Source organism: Halanaerobium sp. ST460_2HS_T2, assembly GCF_003337665.1.
Taxonomy (GTDB): Bacteria; Bacillota; Halanaerobiia; order Halanaerobiales; family Halanaerobiaceae; genus Halanaerobium; species Halanaerobium kushneri.
Map to the genome: position 1 here is coordinate 19,658 of NZ_QPJF01000029.1, position 12,942 is coordinate 32,599.

The window sequence follows — 12,942 nt, forward strand, 5'->3', positions numbered from 1 at the left end:
AACTACAGGTGACTTTTTTATTTAAAGAAAAATTATATTTGTTTTTAGCTGTATATTTTTTTAAGATTATCCATTCTGGCAGCCATATTTTTCAGCAGCAGATCAACCAGTACTAAAGATGTCATTGCTTCAACAACTACAACCGCTCTAGGAACAATTACGGGGTCATGTCTTCCCTCAATGTTAATTTCAATATTTTCGCCTGCTTTATTTACGGTTTTCTGCGTTTTTTCAATTGAAGGAGTCGGCTTTACTGCGGCGCGAATTATAATTTCACTGCCATCTGTTATACCTCCTAAAGTACCACCTGCATTATTGGTCAGTTTACTTATTTCTCCCTCCTGATAGCTAAAAAAGTCATTATGCTGATGACCTGTCATCTGAGCAGCTTTAAAACCACTACCAATTTCAACTCCTTTAACTGCCCCAATAGACATTACAGCTCTTGCAAAAAGAGCATCTACTTTATCAAAAACTGGATCTCCAAGTCCAGGCAGAATATTTTTAACCCGGCATTCAATAGTCCCTCCTGAAGAATTATTTTCTTCAATCAATTTTGTAAGATAGTCTTCTGCCTCCTGAGCAGCTGCCAGGTCAGGCATGTACAAAAAGTTTTTCTGAATATCATCCTGATTAAAATTATCAGAGTCAATTTTAACAGGTCCTATAGAAGCTGTGTAAGCTGTAATCATAACTCCAAGTTCTGCCAGAATCTTTTTGGCCACTGCTCCTGCTGCAACTCTGGCTGCTGTTTCTCTACCTGATGCTCGCCCACTTCCTCTATGGTCTCTAAAACCATATTTCAGATCATAACTATAGTCAGATTGGGCCGGTCTGTAGATATCTTTGAGGGCAGAATAATCCTTCGAGCGCTGATTTTTATTATAAATAATCATCGAGATTGGAGTTCCAGTAGTCTTACCTTCAAATATTCCAGAAAGAATTTCTACTTCATCCTTCTCTTTACGGGGGGTGGTAAATGGTGACTGCCCGGGTTTTCTTCTATCCAGATCTTTTTGAATATCTGCTTCTGAAATTTCAAGCCCTGCCGGACAGCCGTCAATAACCACACCTAAGGCCTTACCGTGTGATTCTCCCCAGGTTGAAATTTTAAATAAATCTCCCATTATTGATCCAGACATTTACCTCACCTCTCTTAACTCCTAAAACCCAAAAGAGAATAATTTTTAGCTATTTCTTTCGGGATTAGAATTTTATTTTTTTCAAATTGAGTATTTTTTATAAGATTATATTTTTATAATTTTAAAATCATCTTTTATGTATTATTCAATTGCTTAATTTATCAAAATTAAAAATTATATCCTTTCCTTTCCGGACATATGATCACTTTCAATTTTAATAACTTTAGCTGCACTACCTGTTTTTTTAATATATTCACTACCCTCTTCAATATAATCGGGAGAATATTTTTTTATTAACTCTAAAAGGGCTTCTTCTTTTTCCAATTCAGATACTTCAACTGCTCTTCCGAATATAATTACGCTTTCGTACTTTGTAGTAAACTTTTCGGCCACAATATCAGTTTCACCAACAACTGTAAATGATACTTTATTATTGTTTTCAATATTAGCCAACTTCTGACCTTCAGTGGCACTGTGAAAATAAATTGCTCCCTTATAAAAAACATAACTTAGTGGAACTCCATATGGGTAATCATTTTCATTTACTGTAGCTAAAACACCATATTCTCCATTTTTTAAAACTTTTTCTACTTTCTGCTTTTCAATCCGTCTGTCTTTTCTTCGCATTTCTTTAAACATCAAAACCCCTCCTTTTTTAATAATATAATTATTAACCTATACCTGATTCAGATTAACCTCTAAATATCTAATTTTAATTAATAACCATAAAAAACTTCTGTTTTAAAAGCTGAATCCTGCTCATTTTTTAATTGATCTAAGAGTGGTTTTATAAATCCACCTAATTCATAATTATCAACTTCTTTTAAATCAACCCAAACATATTCTTCTGCCTCTTCATTTAAAACTACCTTAGTAGAATCTGTTCTGCAAATATAATCTATAAAAATAAAATGTTTTTCTTCATGAAATCTCTTATTATAAACACTTTCCTTGATACTAATTAAATTAATATCATATATATTAAGGCCAGTCTCTTCCATAATTTCTCGTTTTAATGCTTCTTCCATTTTTTCTCCCAGCTCTATATGACCACCTGGAATAATATATTTATTATCCCATTTATGAGATTTACAAAGAAGTATTTGATCATTGGGATTAAATATTACTGCTCCTACTGTTGGTTCTGGATAACTCATAATTGACTCCTTTCTTAGTATATAATTTTTCATACATCTTAACCTTATATTAAGAAAAAAACAATTAAAACTGCATTTAACATAAATATATTATAAAACTCATTCAGAGATATTACAGCAATTATAACTGATAGAAGTTAAAATAACAATGCCTAAAATACAGTTTTAAAATTCAATTTCTTATTTTCAATCGAAAAAAGTCTCTGTATTTAATCAATAAAACAACAATTATGATGAATCATAATCCTAATATTTACATAGTGTTTAAAAGCCAAATATGTCCTTATTCATCAACTTTGCTGCCCTTACTATGCCATATTTTTTCTTGCGTTCGATAAATAATAATTCTCTTTCTAATTTCCTGTAACTCTCCAGTCTTTTTTCTGACAGCTCCCCCTTTTTTATAGCCTTTTTAACGGCACAACCTGGTTCAGAATCATGCTGGCAGTCATTAAATTTGCAGTTTTGAGCCAAAACTTCTATATCTTCAAAACTTTCTTTGATTCCTTCATTCCCACCCCAGAGTTGGACCTCTCTCATTCCAGGAGTATCAATAACAATTCCTCCACTATCCAGAACAAATAATTCCCGGTGAGTTGTAGTGTGTTTACCTTTACCATCACTAACCCTAATTTCATTAACCTTCATTCTTTCGCTGCCCATCAGCTGATTAATTATTGTAGATTTTCCAACCCCAGAAGATCCTAATAAAGCAGCTGTATGACCTGTCTCTAAATATTCTCCCAACTCTTCTAAACCTTCACCAGTAAAAGAACTGACTATATGAATTGGAACTCCAAAGGCTATAGTTTCTACTTCTAATTTTTTTGCCTGTGCCTCAGCACACAAGTCAGCTTTACTCAAAACTATTACTGGTTTAGCACCACTATTCCAGGCAATTGTTAAATATCTCTCCAGTCTTCTTAAATTAAAATCCTGATTCAGAGAAGTAACAATAAATACAGTATCAATATTAGCAGCTACTATCTGTTCTTCCGTATTATCCCCTGCAACCTTGCGAGAAAATTTGCTTTTTCTCGGCAGTATATCATGGATAATAGCTCTTTCTCTATTATTCTGGAGATCAATTACTACCCAGTCACCTACTGCAGGAAATTTGTTACTGTAGCGCATCTTGCCTGTTATTTCTGCTAAAACTTCTCCTGCTTTACTATATAACTTATACATTCCTTTATATTCTATTGCAACTCTAGCTATTTGAAAATTTTCTTCCTTTTTAATTTGCATTAATTTATCTTCAAAATTCTGATTCCATCCTAAGTCCATTAAATTCAATTTTATTTCCTCCCTCTATAAATTAAACTGCATTAATAAGATACTTGATATAATCCATTTGATTTCTCCAGTTTTCATATTTAGACATAAAAAAGCCATGGATTAGCTAATAAACCCATGGCTCAATTGATATATTAATAATTTAATTTAAATATAAAAGCAAAAAACTATGGGTAATAATAATCCCATAGTATTCAATAATCTGCTTCACAAAAATATATCTAACTATATTTAATATTTAACATTATACTAGAGTTTATTAATTTAAGCTGTACTTCTTAAAATTTTAACCTGAAAAAAATTTATAAATAGACACAATAATCCCCAGGAATTAATTTCAAAATTTAAAAGAAGCACAAAATATTCAATTGACTAATTAAATTAATAAACTAACTCTCATAAAACATTCCTCCTGAATTTTCTGTAAATAATTATACCAACCACTTAATTACTTGTCAATAAAAATATTTTTGAATTTACCATCATTCTATATCTAGATCTATTTTAAATATATTTTCTCATTTCAATTGAATCTTCCTCTTTTTTAAATTCTTAATTTACGAGTTTAAATTAGTATTTATAGAGTGCATAAAAATCAGATTCTATATTTTCCATCCGCTTGACATACCACTCTTTTGTATTATCAAGAGCTCTATTGTAGACATAATCTCCCATTGTTACTAAAAAGAAATCCAGTATTTTTTCAGAGGCTATAATCCCCAGTTTTTCATCTCTTTCTACTTCAAAATAATATTTTATTTCTTCAAGCAATTTTTTCTTATCTTCTTCTTTTAAACCATATTTTTTCATTAAATCTTTTTCTTTCATCTTTATTTTCCCTTCCTCTCAACCATTTTTTATTGTATATAAATCTTAGTTTAAATAGATTTAATCTCTCATTTCAGTATTTTTTGGATCAAGCATCCAGCTTCTTTGCCTTTTTAGCCAGAGTTTTGATGAATTTTTCTTTTGTAAAAATGCTACCGTGTCCGGGATAAAATCTTTTGCAGTTGTATTTTTCTATTTTTTTCCAGCTTTTAATCAGCTGCTTTTTATCATTGGCAAAGGGAGGATATACTGAGTGGGGCATAAAGTTAAATAAAGTATCACCACAAATAATATCTTCTCCATTTATTATCACACTAATAGAACCTCTTGTATGGCCCGGAGTATGAATAATTTCCCCATTGACTCCATATTGTTTTAAATCATAATTGTCTTTTATTGTTATATCTGGATTTACAGCTTTAAATTTAGATTCTGAAATCAGATTGCTCAGTTTGGAAATTAATTTGGATATAAAAACTGTTCCTTCCGGAAAGTCAGTCTTGCCTTTTTCTAAGAATTCTTTTTCTTTTTCATGAACTAAAACTGCAGCCCCTGTTTTATCTTTTAGAACAGATAAGCTGCCCACATGATCATAATGGACATGGGTTATTATAATTAGCTGAATATCTTTTAAAGAAATATTATTTTCAACCAAAACTTTTTCTATTTTGTCTGATTCACCCGGCATTCCTGCATCAACTAAAATATAACCTTTTTCACTCTTAATTAAATAAGCATTTGTTTTTCCCATTTCTATTTGTTTTATTATCGCACTCACATTTTTACACCTTCCTAAATTCACTTTTACTTAAATATTTTATTTCTGATTAAATGACTATAATTAATCCAAATACTTCAAACCATTAATATTTCCTCCATTTTAAACAATGAGAAAAATTTTTCTTAAATTCTCTTAAATAATCTCTTTTATTAAACTTTATACTGAAACTTCTCCTTTAATAGTCGGATGAGGGTCATAACCAGTCAGCTCTATATCTTCATAATCAATAGCAAAAATATCTTCAGCATCAGAATTGATTTTAAGCTGTGGGAGTGGTCTTGGGTCCCTTTTTAACTGTTTTTTAATCTGTTCAAAATGGTTATGATAAATATGGACATCTCCCCCAGTCCAGACAAACTCACCAACATCTAAACCCACCACATGAGCTATCATATGGGTCAGTAAACTGTAGCTTGCAATATTAAAGGGAACCCCTAAAAATGTGTCACAGGATCTCTGATATAATTGACAGGATAGTTTACCATCAGCAACATAAAACTGAAATAATAGGTGGCAGGGAGGTAAAGCCATCTTGTCTAAATCCCCAACATTCCAGGCATTAACTATTAATCTTCTAGAATAGGGATTTTCTTTAATCTCTTCAATTACATTAGAAATCTGATCAATTGTACCTTCCTTACTTTCCCAGCTCCGCCACTGATGGCCATATACATTGCCGAGGTCTCCATTTTCATCAGCCCATTCATCCCAGATATGAACATCATTATCATTTAAATACTTGATATTAGTATCTCCCTTTAAAAACCAGAGCAGCTCATAGGCAACAGCCTTCCAGTATACTTTTTTAGTTGTCATCAGGGGAAAACCATTTTGCAGGTTAAATCTCAACTGATAGCCAAAAACACTCCTGGTACCTGTTCCAGTTCTGTCTGCCCTATCTACTCCGTTATCTAAGATATGTTGACACATTTTAAGATACTGTTTCATTTAAATTCACTCCTTGGATTTTTTATTCTTTCGCTGATAAATATGATAAGCATATTGATAAGGATTTTTACTATCTTTAATACCCTTTTTTTCTTTTATCTTATCCCAGTTCCGCCAGTCAATTTCAGGGAAATAAGTATCACCAGAAAATTCGTGCTCTATAATCGTTAAATATAGTTTCTCACTATAGGGTAAAAAGAAATTATAAATTTCAGCTCCACCAATAATAAAAGCTTCTTCTTTACTTTCTAAAAACATGGTTAAAATTTCTTCTAGTGAATGTATTATTTCACAGCCATCTGCTGAGTAATCTTTATTTCTAGTTAGAATAATGTTTCTTCTGCCAGGTAAAGGAAATCCAATAGATTCAAAAGTTTTTCTACCCATAATAATTGGTGCTCCCATGGTTATCTCTTTAAAATACTTTAAATCCTCCGGCAAATTCCAGGGTATTTCATTGTTTTTGCCTATTAAATAATTTTGATCCATTGCTGCAATTATTGATAAACTCATTAAATCACCTCTTTTTCATTAGATATTTCAACAACTGTTATTGATCCTATACCCTCTCCATATTCTTTAGAAACTTTTGCCCAATTATAAACTTCAGGACTTTTATATTCTTCAAGAATCATTTTAATAATATAAGATAATTTTAAAAAAGGCTCCATTTCTGCAAAAATAATTTAACCAAAAAATTATTTATAGAAATGGAGCTATATATATGGATAGAATTCCTATCTTAGATTAGTTCTTCTTTTTAACCGGGATTTGTATTTCTGTTAACCAATCTGATTCATCTTCTTTATTCCAAATTCCATCAATATATGATTCTCTTGGATTATCAGCTGGAATTAAATTATTATCTTCAATCCATTTGAAAAGGTGAGCATATGCTTCTCCAATATTATCATAAGATCCTTTATGGAACACACAAGCAGCCTGAGCAACTTTCTCAATTTTCTTGAATATCATTTAGGAGTTTTTCTTTTTTGTTTTCAAAAATAAGGTTATTATTTTTTCCATTAATGATATCTAGAATTTCATTTATGGAAAAACCCATCTGTCTTAGAGCAATGATTTTATGGATTACTGGTAATTGCTCAGAAGTATAGTAACGGTATCCATTACTATCATTTACAAATGCTGGTTTTAGCAGTCCTACTCTGTCATAATACCTTAATGTTTTAACAGTTATTCTGTTAATTTTAGAGAACTCTCCTATTTGATACATCAACTAACTCCTCTCACAAAATTAATCCTGTAAAATAAGTATAATTTCTCCACTAAGGGGAGGATCAAGAAAATTTTTAAAAAATATTTTTTTTAGCTTAAATAATATTTCAATAAAATGATTTAAAGTCCTGCAAAGTTATTATAGAACTGTTAATTCAGGATAAAGCTTTAGTTTAACTGAATTTTAATTTAATTTATTTCTAATATCTTTAAAGCAGATTCCAGCTGAGGATCTCTATTATTTAATATATCATTAATGTCCTTTTTTACCACTATATCGGGTTTGATTCCGGTGTTTTTAGGAAGACCCTCTACTGCGAGTTCATATGTCAGGGTAGAATAATGAAGACGCATTCGAGTATTTTTTAGGACCATATCTTTTGAACTGTCAGTACAGACATATGAACCGCCAGTTTCACTTCCTACTATTGTGCCCAGTTTATTGTATTTAAAAAAGGAAGTGAAATGAGCTGCAGTTGAAAAATTTGCTCCATCTGTTATCAGAATTACTTTACCATCAAAATTGTTTTCAGCAGCTTCAATTGGAGCTGTAAAGCCTAATAAGCGCTGGAGAAAAGGAAGGTCTTCAGTAAAGTATCCTGTTTCCTCACTAACTAGATAAGAAAGTAATGTTTTAGACATAAATGGATTTGCTCCAAAGTTTCCTCTGAGATCTATGATTAAGTTAGTAGTTTTTCTCTCTTTTAATTCTAGGAAGAATGCTTCTAAAAAAGAATCAAATTTTTCTTCTTTTTCCTGCATAAAGACATTTAGATCAAGCAGGGCATAATCATTAAATATTTTATTATCATAATAATTTCCATCCCTATAGGCTGCAAAATGAAGGCTCCAGGAAGTTAAGTTAAAGCTGTCATTTTCTTCTGCTCTTAAATTTGCAGTTATTATATTTCCATCTCCGTTAAGATATTCAACTTTAAAAGTATCTGAATTATCAACAAAATCGTAGAATCTGCTATTAAAATATTTGCTGATTATATATCTCTGTTTTGCTTCACCATCTCCGTCACCACTAATATTTTTAACTAGCTTTTCTATAATTTCATTACTGCTTAAACCATTAATTGATTTAATTTTACTACCTCTTTTAATTCCACTTTCCTGATCATCTTCTAAGATAAAAAGTTCATCATTGATCAGGGTTACTTGTAATGGGAAAAATTCTGCCCCTTCTTCTCTATTTTTTTCTAAAGCCTCTGAAATATATAAATTTGTATGACCACAGTTAATGTCAGCAATTAAAGGGCTAATCAATCTATAAAATTCTAATTCTGTCATTTCATCTTCAATCAGATCATAGGTATTTTGAAAATCAACCTTTAATTTTTCCCTATCAGCAAAGATAAGTGGGTTTTTATCCATAATAGTTCTTTCAATCTGCTTTAAATCCTGGACTAATTCTTCTCTGCTGAAGCGCCTGCTGTCTGCTGCATCAACATCAATATAGCTGCCAAAAAAACCTGTGTTAAATAAAATCAGAGTCGCCAGTAAGCTGAGAACTGTCCAAAGTGTAAATATTTTAATTCTTTTTCCCTTTAAATTCCTTCTAAATACAAAAAATAAAAATACTATAATAAGTGAGACAAACACAAAGATTATTGAAGCTGAAATTATAGTATTAACCGGTAAAATGCTGGACTGATTAACTGAAAATATCATAAATACCCCTCCTAAAGATTTATCATAAATCAATAATATATTATTAAGTTAAAAAACACACCCATCTAAAGTTAGGGATTTATGAAAAAATCAATTCCAACTAGAAAATCTTTGATAGTTTAAACCTCATTACTCACTCCTAAAATGACTTGAAATATTGGTTCAACAAAAGCTGCAGATATAATTATTATCTAACAAATACCCACTTATTGCAGCAGTATAAATTATTACAGATTTTATCTCCTATAATAAATTGAGGCATATTATTCTTTTTCAAATGCTTTTTTCTGTTTACTCCTTTAAATTATGCTAAATCTTCAGCAGGTTCTTTAATAAATAATTATATTCTTTTATAGGTATTTATGCCAATAACTTTTTTAAAATCTGCTTATCTTTTAATACACTGCTTTTATCATAATATTTTAGGATTAAATTAATATTTCTTTTTTGAGCAAGTTCTAAAATTTTTCTAAATTCATTATTTTTTTCTTTAAGAAGACCTTTTTTAAAACTTATGTGTAAATCACCTTTTCCATCATTACTGTGAAGATATATTGTATTTAAATACTTCTCTATCCTTTTATACCATGAAAGAATTGATATTTTCCCCCATAATAAGGCATGACCTATATCAAAAGCAAGTCCAAAATTATCTTTATCTATATTTTCTACTATATTAATTAAATAATCAGGATTAAATTCAAAAGTATTACATAAAGAAATTTTTATTGTACTTTCTTCCTTCAGTATCTCTTTCCAAAATATTTTTGAAGATTCTAACCAACCCTGCTCATAAAATTCAACATTAATAAAAGGAATATACGTTGATAGAAATATAATCTCTTCAGCATTAATTCTTTTAGCAAAGTCTATTGATTGTATAACTTTCTCTTTTGTTATTTTTCTTATTTTTGGTTCACTAGTTCCCGGATTCAAATCAATATATGCACCATCAACAATATAGCTATATTCTGTTAATTTATTTATGAGTACAATATCTTCTTTATTAAATTTTTCTAAATAGCCTGGATATAAAGGGTTTTCTATATTAATTAATGAGAAATTTTTATAAATATTTTTATCTTTAAACTCTTCTAAACTACAGCCAACACCTATATTAGTCATTGATTTATTCCTTTCCCAACATGATTTAACTAAATCTAATGATAATAAAAATCCTATTAAATTATTTTTAGCCATCTTACCATCCCAAATATCCCGGCTGACGAATAAATTTATAGGGACCTTCAGTAGAAACCGAGTGATTTCTGTCTTTTTGAATGCGAACAGCGGTTGAAAAATATTAAACGCCTTGAATCCACGCATATAATTGCTGGCCCAAAAAGCTATCATAAAATGCCATATTCCGCAAATGGGTATTGCAAAATCAGTCTGAACAATGATAATCTTATAATAAAGAATAACTTTAATTTAAAAAGGGAGGAAAATTATATGTCAAACGAAACCATTAAAAATATTAAGGAACGACGAAGTGTTAGAAAATATATTGATAAGAAAATACCAGAAGAAATATTGGAAGAAATAATCGATTGTGCTCGACTTGCACCTACAGGTAACAACAAACAAGCCTGGACTTTTTTAGTTATTACTGATGATGAAATAAAAAATAAAATAGCTTCTTTTACCCGATACGGTAGATTTATTAGGGAAGCTGGAGCCTGTATAGCTGTTTTTGTAAATCAAGAGAAAGCTACTACTCCTTTACAGGATGCATCAGCTGCTACTGAAAATATTATGATTGCTGCTAAATCATATGACCTTGGAACCTGCTGGGTTAATTCCTATCAAAAAGAACATTCGAAAAAAATCAAAGAGCTGGTCAACTGTCCTCAAGACAGGGAATTAATGACTCTTATGTCTATTGGTTATTATAAAGAAGATGATGTAAATATGCCCTCGAAAAAATCTTTATCAGAGGTAATGGTCTTAAATAAATTTTAGATGAACTTAAGATATTAAATAAGGTCTATGGCTTCTCTTCTTCGAATATACCATAGGCCGATTTTCAAACCTGCCTAAAGCTTTCTTAATTCTTCGGATATTAAAACTAAATTCCATTCATATATCTCATAAGTATATAATTCCCTTTTTATTAAAGGATCATTTTCTGCTATTTTCTTTGCCTCATTTAAATTTCTAGCTTTGAAAATTATCATTCCACCTTTCTTATTTTCAAATCCTCCACCAATAAAAAATCTCTCTGCCGAAATTTTTGTTAAATAACCTATATGATCATCAAAATCATTATTCCCAAAATCTTTATTATTATTTCTATAATCTATTCTCACAAATAACCTATCACCATTTTTCACTAAATTCACTCCTCTATCTTTCTCATTAACCAAACAAAATTTTTCGCAAATCTTTTTAGATATGATAATCCATTTTCATCTTTTAATACATCACCCGTATTAACTCCCGTACCTATATTCCAATAATTCGAACTTGGTATTATCATTTCATTAACTAAATAAAAATCAGCTAAACAATTTATTGCAGTAAGGTGCCCTGTTTCCCTTTTTTCTTGGAGATCCACTAATAATTATTGCTTTCATCATATTCCTCCATATTAGTATATTTATTCTTTTTAATCATCTTCAGGTTCAGTGTGAATATTTATAATAGTATCATCACCATATACTGCTTTAATTTTTTTTTCAATTTCATCATTAATTTTATGAGCTTCAATAATATTTAAAGTATTTTCAACATTTATATGAATATCAATTATAATTTTACTTCCAACTTTTCTTGTTTTTAGTTCATGTGGTGATCTAACTTGATCAACATTTTCTATAATTTCTAATATTTCTTTATTAGTGATAACATCAAGAGATTCTTCTAGTAATTCTTTGATACTACCTATTGAAATATCATAAGCGGTTTTCATGATAAATATACTAACAATTATTGCTGCAATTGGATCTAATATTTTCCAATTATCTCCTAATAAAATTGCTCCCCCTATTCCCAGAAAAGTTCCAATAGAAGAAAATGCATCAGATCTGTGATGCCATGCATTTGCAATTACTGCAGAACTCTTTATCTCCTCTCCTATTTTTAATGTAAATCTAAATAACAGCTCTTTTGTTATCATTGATAATAATGCTGTAATTACTGCAATAATACCAGGTGATTCTAGATTATTTTTTAATATAATTACTAAATAAATATTCTTTATACTAGAATATAAAATTCCTAATCCAACAATAAATAATGCAATACCAATAATTATTGTTGCAAAAGTTTCAAATTTCCCATGACCATAATTATGGTCTTTATCAGGTGGTTTTCTAACTATTCTAAAACTGATTAAAACAACTATATCCGTTGTAAAATCGGATAGAGAATGGATGGCATCAGCAATCATTGCAGTGCTATTCCCCCATATTCCTGCAATTAATTTAATTACTGTTAAAATAAGATTTACAAAAAATCCAACCCAGGTAATTTTATTTGCCTTTTTAGCACGAATATCTTCTAATAATATATCCATTTCACTTCACCCACTATTTTTGCTAGTAAGTATTTAATTAAGACTTTTCTCACTTTATAATTTTACTTTACTCAGTTTATAAAGTTTCTCTAAATAAAATATTACTAATATAAGATTCAATAAAATAAATGTTTTTCCTTTATTATTTTTAATAATATTATAGTATGCTTCTAAAGTAGTTTCCCCATTTTTTAAAATAGCAAAAACTCAAAGTTATCAACAGTAAAAAATGTGGATAATTAGCTCTTAGAAGTCCTTAAAATAAATTATCCACAGATTACGCAAAAAAGGTGAAACAAGCTCCTTCTTTTGGTATAATTAGTTTGCAGACAAAAAACACCAAAAGGAGTTGTTTCACCG

Annotated in this window: 15 protein-coding genes and 2 pseudogenes; 1 reads left to right on the forward strand and 16 read right to left on the reverse strand. The window is 29.8% G+C overall.

Annotated features, from left to right (window positions below; all coding sequences use genetic code 11):
* Window positions 1-44: 44 nt before the first annotated feature.
* The 13 genes and pseudogenes from aroC to DFR80_RS15610 form a co-directional block, all read right to left on the reverse strand.
* Entirely contained in the window at window positions 45-1,142 is a 1,098-nt protein-coding gene (aroC, locus tag DFR80_RS12710; RefSeq protein WP_114490165.1) for a chorismate synthase, read from the reverse strand.
* Window positions 1,143-1,316: 174 nt separating this feature from the next.
* The gene (locus DFR80_RS12715; protein ID WP_114490166.1) at window positions 1,317-1,781 is read right to left on the reverse strand and encodes a pyridoxamine 5'-phosphate oxidase family protein; all 465 of its coding nucleotides are present in this window, start codon (window positions 1,779-1,781) and stop codon (window positions 1,317-1,319) included.
* 77 nt (window positions 1,782-1,858) lie between these two features.
* On the reverse strand, window positions 1,859-2,299 hold the full coding sequence (locus DFR80_RS12720; RefSeq protein ID WP_114490167.1) for an NUDIX domain-containing protein: 441 nt from the start codon (window positions 2,297-2,299) through the stop codon (window positions 1,859-1,861).
* A gap of 264 nt (window positions 2,300-2,563) precedes the next feature.
* Window positions 2,564-3,595, reverse strand: a complete 1,032-nt coding sequence (rsgA, locus tag DFR80_RS12725; protein ID WP_369862782.1) for a ribosome small subunit-dependent GTPase A — start codon at window positions 3,593-3,595, stop codon at window positions 2,564-2,566.
* 570 nt (window positions 3,596-4,165) lie between these two features.
* Entirely contained in the window at window positions 4,166-4,423 is a 258-nt protein-coding gene (locus DFR80_RS12730; RefSeq protein WP_114490168.1) for a DUF2164 domain-containing protein, read from the reverse strand.
* 88 nt (window positions 4,424-4,511) lie between these two features.
* Entirely contained in the window at window positions 4,512-5,201 is a 690-nt protein-coding gene (locus DFR80_RS12735) for an MBL fold metallo-hydrolase (protein WP_114490169.1), read from the reverse strand.
* A gap of 159 nt (window positions 5,202-5,360) precedes the next feature.
* A complete protein-coding gene (locus tag DFR80_RS12740) occupies window positions 5,361-6,152 on the reverse strand; it encodes a thymidylate synthase (RefSeq protein ID WP_114490170.1) in 792 nt (263 codons plus the stop codon).
* Between the two features lie 6 nt (window positions 6,153-6,158).
* Window positions 6,159-6,665, reverse strand: a complete 507-nt coding sequence (locus tag DFR80_RS12745; RefSeq protein ID WP_114490171.1) for a dihydrofolate reductase — start codon at window positions 6,663-6,665, stop codon at window positions 6,159-6,161.
* Complete coding sequence (locus tag DFR80_RS15480) at window positions 6,665-6,787, reverse strand: hypothetical protein (protein WP_255417048.1); 123 nt, start codon at window positions 6,785-6,787, stop codon at window positions 6,665-6,667. The genes DFR80_RS12745 and DFR80_RS15480 overlap by 1 nt, the downstream gene beginning before the upstream one ends.
* Window positions 6,788-6,899: 112 nt before the next feature.
* Window positions 6,900-7,386: pseudogene (locus DFR80_RS15605) on the reverse strand (MerR family transcriptional regulator).
* Between the two features lie 191 nt (window positions 7,387-7,577).
* Window positions 7,578-9,065 carry a S41 family peptidase gene (locus DFR80_RS12755; protein ID WP_114490172.1) on the reverse strand — a complete coding sequence of 496 codons (1,488 nt, stop codon included), beginning with the start codon at window positions 9,063-9,065 and terminating at the stop codon, window positions 7,578-7,580.
* Window positions 9,066-9,425: 360 nt separating this feature from the next.
* A complete protein-coding gene (locus tag DFR80_RS12760) occupies window positions 9,426-10,265 on the reverse strand; it encodes a sugar phosphate isomerase/epimerase (protein ID WP_114490173.1) in 840 nt (279 codons plus the stop codon).
* 1 nt (window position 10,266) lies between these two features.
* A pseudogene (locus DFR80_RS15610) lies at window positions 10,267-10,353 on the reverse strand (isoprenylcysteine carboxyl methyltransferase); the annotation flags it as partial.
* Between the two features lie 164 nt (window positions 10,354-10,517).
* Here DFR80_RS15610 and DFR80_RS12770 point away from each other — a divergent pair.
* The gene (locus DFR80_RS12770) at window positions 10,518-11,027 is read left to right on the forward strand and encodes a nitroreductase family protein (protein ID WP_114490174.1); all 510 of its coding nucleotides are present in this window, start codon (window positions 10,518-10,520) and stop codon (window positions 11,025-11,027) included.
* Between the two features lie 74 nt (window positions 11,028-11,101).
* On the opposite strand, the gene DFR80_RS12775 is transcribed toward DFR80_RS12770, so the two are convergent.
* From DFR80_RS12775 to DFR80_RS12785, 3 genes are read right to left on the reverse strand one after another with little or no spacing between them, the layout of a single operon-like run.
* Complete coding sequence (locus DFR80_RS12775) at window positions 11,102-11,398, reverse strand: YciI family protein (RefSeq protein WP_114490175.1); 297 nt, start codon at window positions 11,396-11,398, stop codon at window positions 11,102-11,104.
* A gap of 5 nt (window positions 11,399-11,403) precedes the next feature.
* Window positions 11,404-11,622: a hypothetical protein gene (locus DFR80_RS12780; protein WP_114490176.1), complete on the reverse strand. Its 219-nt coding sequence runs from the start codon at window positions 11,620-11,622 to the stop codon at window positions 11,404-11,406.
* A 51-nt stretch (window positions 11,623-11,673) separates the two neighbouring features.
* Window positions 11,674-12,582, reverse strand: coding sequence for a cation diffusion facilitator family transporter (locus DFR80_RS12785; RefSeq protein WP_114490177.1), 909 nt, complete (start codon window positions 12,580-12,582; stop codon window positions 11,674-11,676).
* Window positions 12,583-12,942 lie beyond the last annotated feature (360 nt).